15 protein-coding genes are annotated in these 17,128 nt (G+C 62.7%); 6 read left to right on the forward strand and 9 right to left on the reverse strand.

Translation table 11 applies throughout. The annotated features are described in order from the left end of the window. The first annotated feature begins 60 nt into the window (after window positions 1-60). Together B0G74_RS12590 and B0G74_RS12595 are read left to right on the forward strand one after the other, a co-directional pair. Window positions 61-984 (forward strand): NAD-dependent epimerase/dehydratase family protein, encoded by a 924-nt coding sequence (locus B0G74_RS12590; RefSeq protein ID WP_132375077.1) that lies wholly within the window; start codon window positions 61-63, stop codon window positions 982-984. 175 nt (window positions 985-1,159) lie between these two features. Further along, on the forward strand, window positions 1,160-1,342 hold the full coding sequence (locus B0G74_RS12595) for a hypothetical protein (protein WP_012432554.1): 183 nt from the start codon (window positions 1,160-1,162) through the stop codon (window positions 1,340-1,342). Between the two features lie 84 nt (window positions 1,343-1,426). Here B0G74_RS12595 and B0G74_RS12600 read toward each other — a convergent pair whose 3' ends face one another. Together B0G74_RS12600 and B0G74_RS12605 are read right to left on the reverse strand one after the other, a co-directional pair. After that, window positions 1,427-2,785 carry an APC family permease gene (locus B0G74_RS12600; protein WP_132375078.1) on the reverse strand — a complete coding sequence of 453 codons (1,359 nt, stop codon included), beginning with the start codon at window positions 2,783-2,785 and terminating at the stop codon, window positions 1,427-1,429. 190 nt (window positions 2,786-2,975) lie between these two features. Then, a complete protein-coding gene (locus tag B0G74_RS12605) occupies window positions 2,976-3,812 on the reverse strand; it encodes a carbon-nitrogen hydrolase family protein (protein WP_132375079.1) in 837 nt (278 codons plus the stop codon). A gap of 186 nt (window positions 3,813-3,998) precedes the next feature. Here B0G74_RS12605 and B0G74_RS12610 point away from each other — a divergent pair, with 186 nt between their 5' ends. Next, the gene (locus B0G74_RS12610) at window positions 3,999-4,844 is read left to right on the forward strand and encodes a helix-turn-helix transcriptional regulator (protein ID WP_132375080.1); all 846 of its coding nucleotides are present in this window, start codon (window positions 3,999-4,001) and stop codon (window positions 4,842-4,844) included. Between the two features lie 44 nt (window positions 4,845-4,888). Here B0G74_RS12610 and B0G74_RS12615 read toward each other — a convergent pair whose 3' ends face one another. The 4 genes from B0G74_RS12615 to B0G74_RS12630 all read right to left on the reverse strand — a co-directional run bounded on the left by B0G74_RS12615 (window position 4,889) and on the right by B0G74_RS12630 (window position 8,092). Beyond that, on the reverse strand, window positions 4,889-5,623 hold the full coding sequence (locus tag B0G74_RS12615; RefSeq protein ID WP_132375081.1) for a thioredoxin family protein: 735 nt from the start codon (window positions 5,621-5,623) through the stop codon (window positions 4,889-4,891). A gap of 47 nt (window positions 5,624-5,670) precedes the next feature. After that, the gene (locus B0G74_RS12620) at window positions 5,671-6,009 is read right to left on the reverse strand and encodes an SRPBCC domain-containing protein (RefSeq protein WP_243658172.1); all 339 of its coding nucleotides are present in this window, start codon (window positions 6,007-6,009) and stop codon (window positions 5,671-5,673) included. Continuing rightward, window positions 6,006-6,431 (reverse strand): metalloregulator ArsR/SmtB family transcription factor, encoded by a 426-nt coding sequence (locus tag B0G74_RS12625; protein ID WP_132376937.1) that lies wholly within the window; start codon window positions 6,429-6,431, stop codon window positions 6,006-6,008. The genes B0G74_RS12620 and B0G74_RS12625 overlap by 4 nt, the downstream gene beginning before the upstream one ends. A gap of 278 nt (window positions 6,432-6,709) precedes the next feature. Then, on the reverse strand, window positions 6,710-8,092 hold the full coding sequence (locus tag B0G74_RS12630; RefSeq protein WP_132375083.1) for an NCS2 family permease: 1,383 nt from the start codon (window positions 8,090-8,092) through the stop codon (window positions 6,710-6,712). A gap of 456 nt (window positions 8,093-8,548) precedes the next feature. On the opposite strand from B0G74_RS12630, the gene B0G74_RS12635 reads away from it, so the two are divergent. Together B0G74_RS12635 and B0G74_RS12640 are read left to right on the forward strand one after the other, a co-directional pair. After that, complete coding sequence (locus B0G74_RS12635; protein WP_132376938.1) at window positions 8,549-9,535, forward strand: PRC-barrel domain-containing protein; 987 nt, start codon at window positions 8,549-8,551, stop codon at window positions 9,533-9,535. Next, on the forward strand, window positions 9,532-10,785 hold the full coding sequence (locus B0G74_RS12640) for an MFS transporter (protein WP_132375084.1): 1,254 nt from the start codon (window positions 9,532-9,534) through the stop codon (window positions 10,783-10,785). The genes B0G74_RS12635 and B0G74_RS12640 overlap by 4 nt, the downstream gene beginning before the upstream one ends. 997 nt (window positions 10,786-11,782) lie before the next feature. Here B0G74_RS12640 and B0G74_RS12645 read toward each other — a convergent pair. Next, on the reverse strand, window positions 11,783-13,144 hold the full coding sequence (locus tag B0G74_RS12645) for an MFS transporter (RefSeq protein ID WP_207915641.1): 1,362 nt from the start codon (window positions 13,142-13,144) through the stop codon (window positions 11,783-11,785). 68 nt (window positions 13,145-13,212) lie between these two features. Then, window positions 13,213-14,385, reverse strand: a complete 1,173-nt coding sequence (locus B0G74_RS12650; protein ID WP_132375085.1) for a M20 aminoacylase family protein — start codon at window positions 14,383-14,385, stop codon at window positions 13,213-13,215. A 118-nt stretch (window positions 14,386-14,503) separates the two neighbouring features. Here B0G74_RS12650 and B0G74_RS12655 point away from each other — a divergent pair, with 118 nt between their 5' ends. Beyond that, window positions 14,504-15,454, forward strand: coding sequence for a LysR substrate-binding domain-containing protein (locus B0G74_RS12655; RefSeq protein ID WP_132375086.1), 951 nt, complete (start codon window positions 14,504-14,506; stop codon window positions 15,452-15,454). 30 nt (window positions 15,455-15,484) lie between these two features. On the opposite strand, the gene B0G74_RS12660 is transcribed toward B0G74_RS12655, so the two are convergent. Further along, window positions 15,485-16,921, reverse strand: coding sequence for an aldehyde dehydrogenase family protein (locus B0G74_RS12660; RefSeq protein WP_132375087.1), 1,437 nt, complete (start codon window positions 16,919-16,921; stop codon window positions 15,485-15,487). Between the last annotated feature and the right edge of the window lie 207 nt (window positions 16,922-17,128).

Raw genomic sequence — 17,128 nt, forward strand, 5'->3', positions numbered from 1 at the left:
GAGAATCAAGTCGGCGGATACTGCGTGCATGTCATCGTGTTTCTCATCAAGGAGAACGTCTTGAAGATTTTCATCACTGGTGCAAGCGGTTTTATCGGCGGTTCGATTGCAGCGCATCTGGCGCGCGCCGGCCACACCGTGCGCGGTTTGATCCGCAACCCCGACCATAGCGCCGAGTTGCAACGCCTCGGCATCGAACCCGTGATCGGCACGCTCGACGATCGCGCGTTGCTGAGCGCCGAAGCGCAAGCCGCCGACGCCGTCATCAATGCCGCGAGCAGCGATCATGAAGGCGCGGTCAAGGCGCTGATCGACGGGCTCGCAGGCTCCGGCAAAACGTTTCTGCATACGAGCGGTTCGAGCATCGTCGGCGATGCATCGGGCGGCGAAGCGGGTCAGGCGCGCATCTATCACGAGGACGCGCTGCCCGAGCCGACCGCGGACAAGGCCGCGCGCGTCGCCATCGATCAACTGGTGCTCGATGCCGCGCAGCAGAACATCCGCTCGGCCGTGTTGTGCAACACGCTGATCTACGGTCATGGCGCCGTGCCGGGCAGCGCGAGTGTGCAGTTGCCGCGCCTCGTGCGTCAGGCGCAAGAGAGCGGCGTGGTGCGTCATGTGGGCAGCGGCGGCAACATCTGGTCGAACGTGTTCATCGACGATGTCGCCGAACTGTATCGCCTCGCGTTGGATAAGACGCCTGGGGGTACCTTCTACTTCGTCGAAAGCGGCGAAGCATCGTTCCGCGACATGAGTGCCGCGATTGCGCGCGCGATGAAACTCGGCGCGCCGCAAGACTGGCCGCTCGAAGAAGCGCAGAAGGAATGGGGTTATGAAATGGCCTCGTACGGCCTCGGCTCGAATAGCCGCGTACGCGGCGAGCGCGCGCGCAAGCTGCTGGGGTGGCAGCCGAAGCGCACGTCAGTGATCGACTGGATCGAGCACGACATGCTGTCCCCCGAGCGGACTTCTTCCGCGGCGTAAGCCGAGGGGATTTTCCTTTGGTGTGCCCTCCAGGGCACACCCCGAGAGGACTTCTTCCGGGCGTAATTAGTGTAAGCGTCGCCGTTGCGAATCCGTAAGCTCGACTCGATAGAATCGCGCTCACCTGATCGTGCGATTCGACAATCCGAGCCGCACATGAGCCCGGATTTGATCGATGACTTTGGCGCTGAATTTCGATTGGCTAACCAATCTGCTGGCGATTCTCTTCGTCGTGGCGTGTCTCTACGATGCACGCTACGACGAATACGGTACGTTGACGCTGTCAGCTGCCGCAATGGGACTCGTCGTGATGGCGATCGAACTGTTCCTCAGGCCCGCCTTCGACATGTCGCTTTGAACACGAGCGCTTCGAGCGTGACGCCACGCGCGGCGGCGTCACTCCCACCACGGCCACGCTCATCCATGAGCGCAAGCCGTTTCATCAAACCGCGACTTCCGGCGGCGCCTGACGAAAACAGCGCGTGATCCAGCCGAGATAGCACAAGCCCAACACGAACCACACCGCGCCGAGCACCAGCGCCGTTTTCTCCAGACTCACCAGCAACCAGACGTCTGCGAGCGCGCCAGCCAGCGGGAACAGCAGGCCGCCGATCACACCCATTGCATTCGCACTGCCCTTCGCGTTGAAGAACTGGCGGATCACGCAGAGATTGACAGCCGTGAACGCAAGGAACGCACCGAAGTTGATGAACGACGTCGAAGTCGCCACATCGAGCTTCAAGGCGACCAGACCGATGGCGCCCGCGATCGCGATGTTCAGCGCCGGCGTCTTGAACTTCGGATGCACGAAACCGAAGATCCGTTTAGGCAGCACCTCGTCTCGGCCCATTGCATACAACAGACGTCCCACACTCGCCTGCGCCGAGATGCCCGAGGCGAACTGCGCGAGAATCAGGCCCGCCAGAAACACCGTGACGAAAATATCGCCGCCCACTTTGCGCGCGACTTCGAAGGCCGCCGAATCCGGGTCCTTGAACACCGCGCCCGGATGCGCGAGTTGCACCGTGTATGCCGCGATCACGAAGATCGCGCCGCCTATCAGCGCGATCAGCACGATGGCACGTGGCATGGTCTTCTCAGGCGCGATGGTTTCTTCCGTCAACGTCGAGACAGCATCGAAGCCGAGATACGAATACGCGGCGATCGCGGCGCCCGCCATCGTCGCGGAGAGCGGCACCCGCGGCTTGAAGAACGGCTCGGCCGAAATGAGGCCGCCGGGCCCGACGGCCGCCGTCACATAGTGGCAGCACAGCACGACGAACAACGCGACGATCGCCAGTTGCACCACCATCAGCACGATGTTGAAACGGTTCGCGAGTTCGATGCCGAGAATGTTCAGCGCACTGGTCAGCACGATGAAAGCGACGATCCAGATCCAGCTCGGCACATGCGGAAAAGCGGCGCTCAGATACGCCGCGCCGATCAGCCAGATCACCATCGGCAGGAAAAAATAATCGAGCAAGGTGGCCCAGCCGATCATGAAGCCGAGATGCGGGTTGAAGCTCTTGCGCGTATACGTATAGGCCGAACCGGCCACCGGGAAGAGCCGCGCAAGCTTGCCGTAACTGAGCGCGGTGAACACGATCGCCACCAGGGCAATCAGATAGGCGAGCGCCGCCGTATCGTGGCTGGCGCTCGCCAGCACGCCATACGTCCCGTAGACGATCAGCGGCGCCATGTAGGCGAGGCCGAACAGCAGGACGGAAGGCAGGCCGAGCGTGCGCTTCAGATGCGCGCTGCGCGGGGCCGTGGGTTCAGCGGCGGATGATGATGAAGTCATACGGTGTCTCCTCTTGCGAATGGACAGGCGTCGCCCCGGGCGCGGCATGGCACGCGCCCCAGTCGAACCGGATCGATCGGACTTGCTGGCAGCGCGGGATTCGCGCCGATGTCTTTACTGATTTGCCGGGCTTGTGCATGCCGCCGCCAAAGCGGCACGCGCCCGGTCGCTATCTGTCTGAGCGTTTGCTTCAGCGCGAGCGAATCACGCGCGCGCGTTGGCCCTGTGCGCCGTCTTCAGTGGCGAGATCGAGTGCGATGCGCGCGTCGTGCAGGTAACGGTAGTGTTCGCGTGCGCCTTCGAGACGCGCGCGATCCAGCGTCGCGCGCAGCACGGTTTCCTGCTGGCCGGCGTCGCACGCCACGTCGCCGAACGGATCGATCAGCGCCGATTCGCCGGGAAACGTGAGGTTGTCGTCGCCCGGACCGATACGATTGACGAGCGCCGCGAACATCTGGTTTTCCATGGCGCGCGCCACGATGGCCCGGCGATGCACCGGCCCGAACGGGTCCATGTTGCCATTGGTCACGATCAGCAGATCGGCGTCTAGCGAGGCGATCGCTCGCGCTGTTTCGGGGAATTCGATGTCGTAACAGATCAAGAGACCGACGGTCATGCCCTTGAACCTGCATACTTCATAGCGGTCGCCCGGTTCGAACACGCCGACGTCCGACGCCCACAGGTGCGTCTTGCGATAGCGCAGCGCGATCTCGCCGCGCTCGTCGACCAGCACCGTGGTGTTGAAAAAGCGGCTGCCGTCGCGCTCGGCGAGGCCCACCGCCACCGCCACGCGTGCTTCACGCGCCGCATGGCGCACGGCGGTGAGCGAAGGACCGTCGATGGTTTCCGCCACTTCGCCGACGTTATGCCGCGTCGGAAAGCCCGACAGCGTCGTCTCGGGAAACACGATCAGATCGGTTCCGGCCGAACGCTGGCCGATGATTTGCAGCACGCGTTGCACGTTCGCGCCGCTGACGCCCACGGCGCCATCCACGACGGGAATCTGTGCCAGTTCGAGTTGAAGCATTGTGTCTCCTGTCGACCCGAGTCAGTGCTGACTCGGGTCCCATGCAATTTAGTTGCCGTCCATGCCGGTTCGCTTCGCGTTGCATAGCGGCTGTTTTAAGCCGCCGCGCGATCAGGTTGGGCCTATTATTACCAGACATATTTTTGTTCGTAATTACCCTGCTGGGTTACCCTCATCGGAGCACGCATGGAACTCGAATGGCGCGATCTGGCCTTTCATCGCGAGATCGGCGCGGTTATCGAAGCCCTCGATAGCGCGCACTTCTGGACCCGCCTCACGCGCGCGCTCGAACGCTATGTGGCCTTCGACAGTTGGGTCGCGTTGCGCTTCACACCCGGCGAAGCGCCGCTCGTGTGCGCCGAATCGCCGACGCCGGACGGCACCGTGGATGCGATGTTTCAGGACTATCTGGCCGCGCTCTATCAACTCGATCCGTTCTATATCGCCGCTACCGAGACGCCCGCGTCGGGCTTCGTCACGCTGGCCGATGTCGCGCCCGACAACTTCTCGATGACCGATTACTACCAGCGGTACTTCAGGAAGAATATCGTCGGCGACGAGGTGCACTTCAACTACATGATCGACGCGCGGCACACGCTCGCCTTTTCGCTGGGCGCGACGCATCGCTATGGCGAGCGTGATCTGGCCGTGCTGGCGCTGTGCGCGCCGTGGGTGATTGCGCTCTTGCGACAGCGCTTGCCATACGAGGGATTCGATGCGACGCGGTCGGCCCTGACCGAGGCCAGCCCCGAAACGGCAACGGAAACACTAGCACCCACGGACACCCCCGCGTACGCCGCGCGCTTCGAACAGGTCGCATCGTCGGGTGGCCGCGCATCGCTCACGGCACGCGAGGTGGAAGTGGCGATGCTGACCTTGAGCGGATTTTCGACGCGCGCCATCGCGGAGAAACTGACGATCTCGTTCGAGACCGTGCGCGCGCACAAGAAGCACATCTATACGAAGCTGAACGTCAATTCACAGTCGGAACTGTTCGCGCTGTTTTACGAAGCGGGACGCCAAGGTGCATGACGTCCCCGCTTTTCAACGCGAGCCTGAGCTAGCGCCGCGGTCCGTCAACCGCACGCGGCGCAGCCACCTTGCATCTTCTCTTCATAGCGGTCGTGATGTCTGACCCAGTCGGTCAGGCTGCGGTCTTCATTGCGGCCCTTCGGCGTGACGTCCAGATGCGCGTAGGTGTTGATGAAGCGTTCATCGCCGCGTCCATAGCAGGAATACGTGTGATACACGTCGCCACTCTCGTCCTTGTAGAACACGCTGTGGCCGTGTTGCTCATCGATGCCGACGTCCTGCTCGGTGAAGTTGTAAAACGCTTTCTTGCTCGCCAACTGTTCGGGCGTGAACGACACGTGATAGTCGAAATTGAAGTCGCTGCCGGCCGACGACACCCACGGGAAACTCCAGCCCATGCGCTTCTTGAAACCCTCGATCTTCGCGAGCGGCGCATGCGACACCGTCACGTACGACACATCGTGATGTTCGAGATGCGTGACGATCCCGGTCATGTGATCCGACAGGAACGAGCAGCCGACGCAGCCCTCTTCCCAATCGGCGCCCAGCATGAAGTGATAAACGATCAACTGGCTGCGTCCGTCGAACAGATCGGCCAGGGTCTTGCGGCCCTGCGGCGTATCGAAGGTATACGTCTTGTCGACCTTCACCCACGGCAGCGCGCGGCGTTTGCGCGCGAGTTCGTCGCCGGCGCGCATGTGCGCCTTTTCTTCGGCTAACAATGCCCTGCTGGCGGCCAGCCATTCCTCTCTCGACCCAGTACGGTATTGCGGTTCCATATGCGTCTCCTTCTCTGCGTCGTGCAGACTAACGAATACAAACGACATCACGCCACGTAGCGTTCCAGCGAATCGATCCCGTCGGTCCAGCCGCGGCGATGATCCTCGCACTGCGCATCGTCGGCGAGACGTTCGTGCGTGAGCGTGAGCCATGTGGCGTCGCCGTCCGGTTCCAGCAGCAGCGTGACCTGCGACTCATGCTCCGGGCTATAGCGCCACACCCATGTGAAAACAAGCTTGCGGTCGGGCACCACCTCCAGATACCGGCCGCCGACCTCGACCTCGTTGCCGTCCGGCTTGCGATAGACGATCACGTAACGCCCGTCGACCCGCACATCCAGCTCCGCGCGCACCACGTCCGAGCCGCCCGGATGCATCCATGTCATGAATTGCGCCGGTTCCGTCCAGGCGCGGAAGACTTTGGCGGGCGCGGCGTTGAGACGCCGCTGGAGGGTGAGGCTGGGCTGGGTGGACATGGGGCTTGTTCCTCTTCGACGAAAGCGGCAAGACGATCGAGTGATTCGGACCAGAAGCGCTGATAGCGGCCAAGCCACGCCATGGCTTCTTCCATCGGCCCGGCGGACAGGCGGCACGCCACCGTGCGGCCGGTTTTGTTGCGTGTGATGAGACCCGCCTCGCTCAGCACGTCGAGGTGTTTCATCACAGCAGGCAAGGACATCGCAAACGGCTCGGCGAGCTCGCTGACCGACAGATCTTTCGACGATAGACGCGCGAGCAACGCCCGCCGTGTCGGGTCGGACAGCGCGGCGAAGGTGCGATCCAGTAGCGCTTCGTTAAACTTAACCATGAGGTTAAGTATAGAAACGCAGCGAAGGATGTCAAGGACAGGTACGCGCTTTCGTAGAGCGCGTGGAAAGTAAAGGGGGAGCGCGGCAAAAAAGATACGCGGCGTGCCGCAGATAGCCTCTGCAACGCGCCGCGTCAAAGGTGGAGAACAACCGACTACAGGCTCGAGCGAAGCGGCCAGAATCGCACCACTCCGCTCTCGCTTTCCAGCACAGATTCAACAGATCGATACTGCAACCCGGCGAGGCCCAGGCAATGCCCGAGCCTATGACGTGACGATCAGATCGCCCAGCCGCCGAGATAGAAACCGACCAGCACGACGGCGATCACAACCGTGCCCACGTTCAGCTTGCGATACTCGCCGCTGACCACGCGGCCGATCACCAGCGTCGCGAAGCCGAGCATGATGCCCGTCACGATGTTGGCGGTCAGCACGATGAACACCGCGCACATCAGACCCGACATCGCGTCGACCATGTCGTCCATATGCAGCTTGCTGACGTTCGAGAGCATCAGCAAACCCACGTACATCAGCGCGGGCGCCGTCGCGTACGAAGGCACGAGGGCCGCGAGCGGCGAGAAGAACATCACCACGAGGAACAGCAAACCGACCACCGCCGCGGCCATGCCGGTCTTCGCGCCTGCCGCCACGCCGACCGTCGATTCGATATACGCCGCTGCCGGCGCGCCGCCGAGCAGGCCCGAGAAAATCGAGCTCAGCGAGTCGGCCGTCAGCGCACGGCCACCGTTGATGATGCGGCCGTTTTCATCGAGTTGGCCCGCTTGTCCCGCGACGGCGCGGATCGTACCCGTGGCGTCGAACACCGCGGTCATCACGAGAGCCAGCACGCTGGGCAGAACCGCCATCGACAAGGCGCCCTTGATGTCCATCGCGCCGATCAGCGACGCGTGACCCGGTGCGCTGAGCGACGGCACCGCGAACACGCCGTGAAACGACATGGCCGGATCGATCACGAAGGCGATCGCCGAAATCGCCACGATCACGATCAGGATCGAGCCCGGCACGCGGCGGCGCACCAGACCGAAGATGGCCGCCAGACCCGCCACCGACATGATGGCCGGCAAGGCGGTGATATTGCCCAGCGCGACCGGCAGACCAGCGCCCGGATTCTTCACGACGAGGCCCACGTCATTGGCGGCAATCAGCAGCAGGAACAGGCCGATGCCGATGCCCGTGCCGTGCGCGATGCCCGTCGGCAGATTGCGCAGAATCCACGAACGCACGCCCGTCACCGAAATCGCGGTGAACACGACACCCATCAGAAACACCGCGCCGAGCGCGACGTTCGGATGCAGGCCTTTGCCGAGCACGAGGCCGAACGCGGTGAAGGCCGTCAGCGAAATCGCGCAGCCGATCGCGATGGGCAAGCGCGCCCACACACCCATCAGCAGCGAGCCGAAAGCCGTGGTCAGACACACGGCGACGAACACCGCGCTGGTGTCGAAGCCCGCTTTGCCGAACATGCCCGGCACGACGAACACGGAATAGACCATCGCGAGGAAGGTCGTGATCCCCGCGACGATTTCCTGACGCTGCGAACTGCCGCGTGAGGAGATTTCAAAGTAGCGGTCGAGAAAGCCCTTTCCGTCGAATGATTCGGCGCCGACTTCAGAAATCGGTTGGGCGTGGGGTTCCATCATGATGAGTGCCTCCTTTATCAGCGTGCTGAAACGGCCGTCGATTCGGTCGTCATCAGGTTCGTCTCGTTGCGTTGGTTTAGTGTGGGGTGGGGTCTTATTCGCTGTCTCGAAATGTAGGGCAACACAAATATATCTCCCATCGCATGGATGGCATGCCTGACATGTCGCGATGCTTATATCCTTTAAGGGACGGCAAACCAGCTTCACGGTCCGCGTGTTTACACCTACGGTTTGTCATGAAGATCTGAAAGGGTTTTGAGGGTTTTCACGCGTGAAAATGGACTTCGATGAGCGAGCGCAACCGCGGAGCGCGGCATGAACCGTGCTTGGGCCAACCTGTCAGATCGCCTGCAAAAACGGGGCCGCCCGACGTCGCGGGTTACACTCTGGCCCGTACCTGTTTTAACTGCGGCGGCTCACTGCGCCCGTCCGCACCGGCCCATGGAGTCCTTCTTGATGAGCGGCGGTTTTTCGCGTCCTGCCTGGCGTCTCTTGATTCTTGCTGTGTTCGCGCTGTTCGCGCTGTCCGGTTGCAGCCTGCTGTGGGGCCCGCAGCAGGCGCCGATCGTCGACGCCACGGTGATGCCCGTCGAGCCGGCCAGCGCGCCGGTGGTCGCGTCCGCGCCCGAACCGGTCGAGACCGAAGCGGCCGAACCCGAACAATCGAAAAAGCCGAAGAAGCCGGTCGTCAAACCGCACAAGGTCGAGCCCCCGCCGCCTGTTGTCACGGCGCCTCCGCCGCCCCCTCCGCCGCCCCCGCCGCTGATCGTGCTGCGCACCATCGAGCGCAACGAGGCGCGCGCGCTGCTCGACAGCGAAGTGCAGAAGCCCGACGGCAAAGTGGTCGGACGCGCAGTCGATCTGATCGCCGACGCCGGCGGCAAGCCGCGTGAGATGGTCGTGAACCTGCAAGGCTTCCTGGGTGTCGGCGACCGCAAGGTGAACTTCCCGTGGAGCGCGTTCCGCTTTACGCCGACCGCGAAGGCCGCCCCCATCACACTGAATGCCGCCGCGGTCCCGGCGAACGCGGCCAAAGCCGCCTCGGTTGCCGTGCAATTGCCGCTGATCGACGCAACCGTCGAGCGCTCGAACGGCGCCAAGGTCGGCCGCGTGATCGATGTGTTGATCGACGCCAACGCGCAGCCGCAGGCGGTCGTGCTCGACGTCAACGGCATGGTCAGCACCGAACGGCGCACGATTGCCGCCAACTGGTCGGCGCTGCGCTTCGTGACGAAGGACAAGGAGTTGCATCCGCTGATGGATTTGAGCGATGCGCAGATCAACGCGACACCGCCATACGCCAGCGACAAACCGATACGTGCGGTGTCGCCGGCGCCACCGCCCGCGCCTGCGCCCGCTCCTGCTTCCGCACCCGCCGCGGTTGCGGCGCCGGCCGCCGCGGCCACGTCCACGGCGGTTTCCAACGCACGGGCGGCCCGATGATAGGCCGCACTCTGGTAACGGCGCGCAGCTTGCGCGCGCTCGATTGGCTGAATTTTTTCGTCGCCAATGTGCAGACGGGTTTTGGACCGTTCATCGCGTCCTATCTCGCCTCGCATAAATGGACGCAGGGCGAGATCGGCATGGCGCTCTCCGTGGGCACCATCAGCGCGATGGTGAGCCAGGTGCCCGGCGGCGCCGCCGTCGATGCCTTGCGCAACAAGAAAGGCGCGGCGGCCTGGGCAATCATCGCGATCATCCTGAGTGCGGTGCTGCTGGCCGTCAGCCCGACGGTGCTGCCGGTGATCGCCGCCGAGGTCTTCCACGGCTTCGCGAGCTGCATGCTGACGCCGGCGCTCGCCGCGATCTCGTTCGCGCTGGTGGGGCGAGCGAATCTCGGCGATCGGTTGGGGCGCAATGCGCGCTGGGCGTCGATCGGCAGCGCGGTCGCGGCCGGCCTGATGGGCGTGTTCGGCGAATACTATTCGCCGCGCGCGGTGTTCTGGCTGACCGCCGCGCTCGCCGTGCCCGCGCTCTTCGCGCTGACGATGATCCAGCGCACCGACACCGTCGAACTGCCGAAGTCCGCGCCGACGCCGCAGCAGATCGAGCGGCGCGAGAGTCTGCGCGAATTGCTGCGCGACAAGCGGATGCTGTTGTTCGCGGCGTGTATCGTGCTGTTCCATTTGTCGAATGCGGCGATGCTCAATCTCGCCGCCGGCGAAGTGACGGCCGGCATGGGTGACAACGTGCAGCTCGTGATTGCCGCGTGCATCATCGTGCCGCAGGCGATCGTGGCGATGATGTCGCCGTGGGTCGGACGCTCGGCCGAGCGATGGGGACGTCGGCCGATTCTGCTGCTCGGGTTTTCGGCGTTGCCGATACGGGCGTTGTTGTTTGCCGGGATCAGCAGCCCTTATTTGCTCGTGCCGGTGCAGATGCTCGATGGGTTGAGTGCTGCGGTGTTTGGCGTGATGCTTCCGTTGATTGCCGCCGATGTGGCCGGCGGTAAGGGGCGTTATAACCTTTGTATTGGATTGTTCGGGTTGGCGGCTGGGATCGGGGCTACGTTGAGCACTACCGCTGCTGGGTTTGTCGCCGATCACTTTGGCAATGCTGTGAGCTTTTTTGGATTGGCTGCGGCTGGGGCGTTGGCTGTATTGCTGGTGTGGGCGGCGATGCCGGAGACTCGCGATGCGGCGGCTGAGGATGAGGGGCCGGTGGCGGATGGGGGGAAGTCGGCGGTGCGGTGAATGGGCAGGGGTTTGGGCCTGTCTGGTGGTTTTTTGGCTGTGCTTTTTGGGGTGTTGGCCTTTCCTTGTGTTGTTAGTGGTCTATTAGCGTTGCCCCTGTGCGGGGCGGCACCTACTTCTCTTTGCCGCCGCAAAGAGAAGTAGGCAAGAGAAAGCGGCTCAAACCGCTAGCTTATAAGCGGGTCCCTCGCGCAGTCGCGATAGTGGTGCATCTGGAATCTGTGTCCTCGCGAATTTCGCGTCAGTGACAAGGCCGTCATTCTTCCGGCAGCGCTGCGCGCGCCGTCGCGGTACTTCAAGCCGCACGTTGCTGGCTATTGGTTTCATTCTATATGGCGGTTTGTGCGCGCCTGCTCGATTTCTGCCAACGAATCGCGCGGCATTCATGCCGCGTGCGAAGCGGTTATTTCGTTCTGAGACCAGAATTCCTATTCGTCGCCAGCCGTCGTCTCCGGAGTTGATGGCGATCGTCATGGCTCTTTCAATGCGGCGTCGGCGAGCCGCGAAGTGGTGCGATTGGCGACCCCCATGACGATTCGGCCCCGGTGACACATGCGGATTGTCACGAACAGTTCTTGGTCGTCGGCATAAGCTAGAACGTTATCCTAAGCATGAGTGAGCGAAGAACCGCGCCGCTTAAGCGAAGACAGGCGCATCGGCGACGGGATGGCGCTAATACTCAAGACCCCGAGAACCGCATCCGCAAAGATGCAGCCAGTGTTCATTGAACAACCGCTTCGGCGCGCGCAGCGCCGCCGGAAGAATGACGGCCTTGTCACTGACGCGAATTTCGCGAGGACACAGATTCCAGATGCACCACTATCGCGACTGCGCGAGGGACCCGCTTATAAGCTAGCGGTTTGAGCCGCTTTCTCTTGCCTACTTCTCTTTGCGGCGGCAAAGAGAAGTAGGTGCCGCCCCGCACAGGGGCAACGCTAATAGACCACTAACAACACAAGGAAAGGCCAACACCCCAAAAAGCACAGCCAAAAAGCCACTACCCAATATCCCGCCCAGCAGTCTCCCGCATAAACGGCAACGGCAACAACGAAACCACCCCACACCCAATCAGATACCAAGCCGGCGCGAGATTACTCCCCGAAATCTGAATCAACCACGTAGCAAAAAACTGCGCAAACCCACCAAAGATAGAAACCCCGAGACAATAAACAATCGACATGCCGGTAGCACGAATCTCACGAGGAAACATCTCCGGCAGCATGACGATATTAGGCACAGCGGTAAACGCAACGAGCACAGCCAATCCGGCGACTACGGACAACAAAACCGGCACCGTCGGCGAAGCATTGATAATCATGAACGCCGGATACACCGCCACGATCAGCAACACCCGCGAGATCCACAACACCCGCTTACGCCCAACACGATCGGACAACGCCCCGGCAAACGGCGAACAGATCACCGTCACCACTGCAGCGGTCCACGCAGCCCAGAGCGCCGACGACATCGGCAAATGCAAAATCCTGATCGCGTAGGTCGACAGATAAAACAGCACGATGTAGTTCGCCGCCGTGCCACCGATCGTCGTCAACACGCCCGTCGTAATCACGCGCGAATGCTCGCGAAACAGCTTGCGCACCGGCTGCGAGGCAGGCTGCAAACCCGGCTGCGAAACTGCCGCGCCATCTTCCACACCAGGCAGCGTCTCATTCAGATGGCGCCGAATATAAATACCAATCGGCCCCATCGCCATACCGATCACGAACGGCACGCGCCACCCCCAACTCTCCAGCGCCGCAGTCGAAAGCGCCGCCGCCAAAGCGACACCCAGCAACGATCCGCACACGGTGTTCAACCCTTGACTCACGAACTGCCAACTGCCGTAGAACCCGCGCGTCTCATTACTCCCATACTCCAGCAACAGCGACGTCGACGCCCCTACCTCACCACCCAGCGCAAAGCCCTGAATCAACCGCGCGAGAATGATCAGCAGCGGCGCGGCAACACCAATCGCCGCATAAGTCGGCGCGACCGCGATGATCGCGGAGCCGAGCGTCATCAGCCACAGCGTGAGGCTCATCGCGGCTTTGCGGCCCGCGCGATCGGCATACGCGCCGAGCACGATACCGCCCACCGGACGCATGATGAACCCGACGCCGAACGTGCCGACCGCCAGCATCAGTTGCGCGAGTTGCCCTTCCACCGGGAAATACAGCTTGCCGATGATCGTCGCAAAGAAGCTATAGATCGTGAAGTCGAAAAACTCGAGGCCGTTGCCCAGCGTGATCGCGGCAATCGCCTTGGCGTGGCTCGTGCGTTCGACAGGCTGCGCGGCCGGCGTGCTCTGCATGCTCAACGCGTCGGTGCCTGCGGGTTGCGGTGTGGCGGAATAGTCCATCTGTGTCTCCGTGATGTTCTTCCTGCTAATGCGCGGCGGCTTTGCCCGCTTATGCAAACGCTGTGGCCTCAGGCCAGAAACGTCTGCGCGAGTCTCACCCAGTAGGCGGCACCGGTGGCGAGGCAATCGTCGTTGAAGTCGTAGCCCGGGTTGTGGACCATGCAGCCGCCCTCGCCGTCGCCATTGCCGATGATCAGATAGCTGCCGGGGCAACGCTCGAGCAGGAACGCGAAATCTTCGCTGCCAGTGAGCGGTTGCATGTCGGCGATCAGGCCAGCTTCGCCCAGCCAGTCGAGCGCGACTTGCCGCGCCAGCCCGGTCATCTCCGCATCGTTGACGAGAACCGGATAGCGACGCTGATAGTCCACGTGCGCCTGCGCGCCGAACACGGCCGCCTGGCCGCACGCCACTGCCGTGATGCGCTCCTGCAGATAATCGCGAACCTCGGGCTTCAGTGCACGCACCGAGAGACGCATTTCGGCCGTCTCGGGAATCACATTCGGTGCTTCGCCCGCGTGAATCGCGCCGACGGTGATGATCGCCATATCGAGCGGCGCGATGTTGCGCGATACGATGGACTGCAACGCCAGCACGATCTGCGCGCACACCACTACCGGATCGACCGCCTTATGCGGCACCGCGCCGTGGCCACCGCGGCCGGTTACCTTGATGATCACCGTATCCGACGAAGCCATGAACGAGCCCGGCAGGAAGCCGAACTTGCCCGTCGGATGGCCGGGCATGTTGTGCATCGCGAACACGGCGTCGCATGGAAACTTGTCGAACAGGCCGTCCTCGAGCATTTTTTTCGCGCCGGCCAAGCCCTCTTCGGCGGGCTGGAAAATCAGATTCAACGTACCGTCGAAGCACTTTTCCTGCGCCAGATGTTTGGCGGCGGCGAGCAGCATGGCCGTGTGGCCGTCGTGGCCGCATGCGTGCATCTTGCCGGGCAGCTTGCTCGCATATGGCAGGCCGGTGGTTTCATGAATCGGCAATGCGTCCATGTCGGCGCGCAGCCCGAGCTTGCGCGTACCGTCGCCGACTTTCAATTGCCCGACAACGCCCGTCTCACCGAGCCCGCGATGCACCGTATAGCCCCACTCCTGCAAGCGTTCGGCGACCAGATCGCCGGTGGCGAACTCTTCGTAAGCCAGCTCGGGATGCGCGTGGATCTGGCGGCGCAGCGCGATCATTTCGTCTTCGAGTTCGGCGATGCCCGCCGGAATGGCCATGGTGTTCACGTCGTGTCTCCGTCATTGAAAGCGTGAACCCAGCATAACGACGCCGATATTCCAGCGGCAGGCGTAAAATCGTTACGGCAGCAACTCATGGTTGCCACCCTCACACCTACTCTGTCAGATGAAACTGCATCAACTCAGCACCTTAGCGGCCATTGCCGATACTGGAAGTATCCGGGCCGCCGCGCGTTCGCTTGGCCTCTCGCCCGCCGCCGTGACCAAGGCGATGCGCGAACTGGAAGCCGATCTGCAAGCGCCGCTGGTGGTGCGCAGCGCGAGCGGCGTCGCGTTTACCGAGTTCGGCCGCGCGCTGGTCGTGCATGCGCGCGTGGTGCTGGGGCAACTGCAACGGGCGCAAGCGGAGATCGAAGCATTACGCGGCGCGGCGGCCGGCAAACTGTCGATCGGCGTCACGCCGTGGGTCGCGTTGACGTTTTTGCCGCCCACGGTGCAGCGCTTCCGGCAGCGCATGCCTGAAGTGCAACTGGAGTTTTTCGAAGGATTGCTCGCGGTCGTGCAGCCGCGTTTGCGCGACGGCAGCCTCGATTTTTCAATCGGACGGCCGCCACCCGCGTCGCCGCAATCGGAGTTTCACAACGTGCCGCTGTTTTCCACGCACTCGGCCGTGGTCGCGCGGCGCGATCATCCGAAGGCCGGCTGCCGCACGCTGCTCGAACTGGAAGACGCGGAGTGGATATTGAACTGGGACCCGGCGAGTCGCGAGTCGATCTCGGACAACGTGTTTCGCAAGCGTGGCATGCAGGTGCCGCACACCATTCTGCTTGCGCACTCGCTGGCGGTCGTGCTGGGGCTGCTCGCCCACACGGACATGCTCAGCATCTTTCCGTGGCCGCTCGTGGAAGTGACGCTCGCGAAGGAGCAGCTGTGGGCGCTGCCATTGCGTGAGACGGTCGATGAAACCATCGTCAGCATCACCTCACGCCGCGGCGCGCCGACGAGTCCGGCGGCCGCGTGCTTTCTCGAATGCCTGCGTGAAGTGATCGACGAAGGGGCGCGCTCGCAAGATCCCGAGCAGCGCCGGCTATTTCATTCGATCGAGTTGCTGCTTTAGTGTTTTGTTACCTCACGGCGCTGTGCGAATTCAATCCGCGTAACCGACCACGCCCTTGATCTCCAGAAAGTCCTCCAGACCGAACTCGCCGTACTCGCGCCCGTTGCCCGATTGCTTGAAGCCGCCGAACGGCGCCTCGGGGTTGTAGTCCGCGTAGTTCAGATAGATCGTGCCGGTGCGCAGGCGCTTCGCCACCGCACGCGCGTGCTCGATCGAGCCGGATTGAATGTAGCCCGCGAGACCATAGAGGCTGTCGTTGGCCATCGCGATCGCTTCGTCTTCGGAGTCGTACGCGAGGATCGACAGCACCGGCCCGAAGATTTCCTCGCGCGCGATCGTCATGTCCGGCGTGACCTTGCCGAATACCGTTGGACGCACGAAGTAGCCGCCCTTCAATCCTTCGGGGCGGCCCGGGCCGCCGGCCACCAGCGTGGCGCCCTCTTCCATGCCCACGCCGATCAGCCGCTGGATCTTGTCGAACTGCTGTTCGCTGATCACGGGGCCGAGGTCCGTGCCCTTCGCGTCCGCGGGACCGACGTTCAACGCTTCCGCGGCTTCTTTCGCATACGCCAGCGCTTCGGCTTCGCGCGCACGCGGCACGAACATGCGCGTAGGCGCATCGCACGATTGGCCGCTGTTGTCGAAACACGCACGCGCGCCGCGCGTCACGGCTTCTTTCAGATCGGCGTCTTCGAGAATCAGGTTGGCCGATTTGCCGCCCAATTCCTGATGCACGCGCTTGACCGTGTCCGCCGCGGCCTTCGCGACCTGCACGCCCGCGCGCGTCGACCCGGTAAATGACATCATGTCGATGTCCGGATGCGACGACATGGCTTCACCCACGGTGCGGCCTTCGCCGTTCACGAGATTGAACACGCCGGCCGGCACGCCCGCTTCGTCGAGGATCTCGGCGAAGATAATGGCGGACAGCGGCGCTAGTTCCGAAGGCTTGAGCACCATCGTGCAGCCGGCCGCGAGCGCGGGCGCGACCTTGGTGGTGATCTGCAAGGCCGGCCAGTTCCACGGCGTGATCAGCCCGCACACGCCGACCGCTTCCTTGCGGATCAGAATGCCGCTCTTCACGTACTCGAACTCGAAGGTATCGAGCGTGCGGATCATGGTTTCCAGATGCGCGACACCGGTCCATGCCTGCGCGTCGTTCGCGTACTGCAGCGGTGCGCCCATCTCGCGGCTGATCGCATGCACCATGTCGTCATAGCGCTTGCGATAGGCGTCGAGGATCGCTTGCAGCAGATCGATGCGCTGCGCGATCGTCGTGTCGCTGTAGGCGGGAAATGCGCGCTTCGCGGCCGCGACGGCGCGATCGACATCCGCCGCGCTGCCCAGCGAGATTTGCGCGAACGCGGCGGCGGTGGACGGATCGATCACGTCGAGTGTGGCGGCGTTGGTCTGGTCGACGGGGTCGACCCACTGACCGTCGATATAAAACTGCTTGGCGTGTTGCATGGGGCTTGTCCTCTACATGAAAATTTCAGGTCAGATGCGGGGCAAATCGCACCCGCGGCGGCATCGCCTGCTTTACATCGACGCCACTCAATCTGAATGTCTTCAAATCGAAATTCATCGCTACGCGGCTTTGGCTCAGACTCCGGCTTCGAATCCATTTTTCGCATCGATTCACACCGATAGCGACCTCGATCCAATCAACCAGGA

It is taken from the genome of Paraburkholderia sp. BL9I2N2, assembly GCF_004339745.1.
Classification (GTDB): Bacteria; Pseudomonadota; Gammaproteobacteria; order Burkholderiales; family Burkholderiaceae; genus Paraburkholderia.

Bases quoted from the DNA above. Each gene is read 5' to 3' on its own strand.
- B0G74_RS12655 (WP_132375086.1), top strand. From the start codon at position 14,504: ATGAAACTGCATCAACTCAGCACCTTAGCGGCCATTGCCGATACTGGA.
- B0G74_RS12635 (WP_132376938.1), top strand. From the start codon at position 8,549: ATGAGCGGCGGTTTTTCGCGTCCTGCCTGGCGTCTCTTGATTCTTGCT.
- B0G74_RS12660 (WP_132375087.1), bottom strand. From the start codon at position 16,921: ATGCAACACGCCAAGCAGTTTTATATCGACGGTCAGTGGGTCGACCCC.
- B0G74_RS12610 (WP_132375080.1), top strand. From the start codon at position 3,999: ATGGAACTCGAATGGCGCGATCTGGCCTTTCATCGCGAGATCGGCGCG.
- B0G74_RS12595 (WP_012432554.1), top strand. From the start codon at position 1,160: ATGACTTTGGCGCTGAATTTCGATTGGCTAACCAATCTGCTGGCGATT.
- B0G74_RS12600 (WP_132375078.1), bottom strand. From the start codon at position 2,785: ATGACTTCATCATCATCCGCCGCTGAACCCACGGCCCCGCGCAGCGCG.
- B0G74_RS12615 (WP_132375081.1), bottom strand. From the start codon at position 5,623: ATGGAACCGCAATACCGTACTGGGTCGAGAGAGGAATGGCTGGCCGCC.
- B0G74_RS12630 (WP_132375083.1), bottom strand. From the start codon at position 8,092: ATGATGGAACCCCACGCCCAACCGATTTCTGAAGTCGGCGCCGAATCA.
- B0G74_RS12645 (WP_207915641.1), bottom strand. From the start codon at position 13,144: ATGGACTATTCCGCCACACCGCAACCCGCAGGCACCGACGCGTTGAGC.
- B0G74_RS12620 (WP_243658172.1), bottom strand. From the start codon at position 6,009: ATGACATGGATGCATCCGGGCGGCTCGGACGTGGTGCGCGCGGAGCTG.
- B0G74_RS12605 (WP_132375079.1), bottom strand. From the start codon at position 3,812: ATGCTTCAACTCGAACTGGCACAGATTCCCGTCGTGGATGGCGCCGTG.
- B0G74_RS12640 (WP_132375084.1), top strand. From the start codon at position 9,532: ATGATAGGCCGCACTCTGGTAACGGCGCGCAGCTTGCGCGCGCTCGAT.
- B0G74_RS12625 (WP_132376937.1), bottom strand. From the start codon at position 6,431: ATGGTTAAGTTTAACGAAGCGCTACTGGATCGCACCTTCGCCGCGCTG.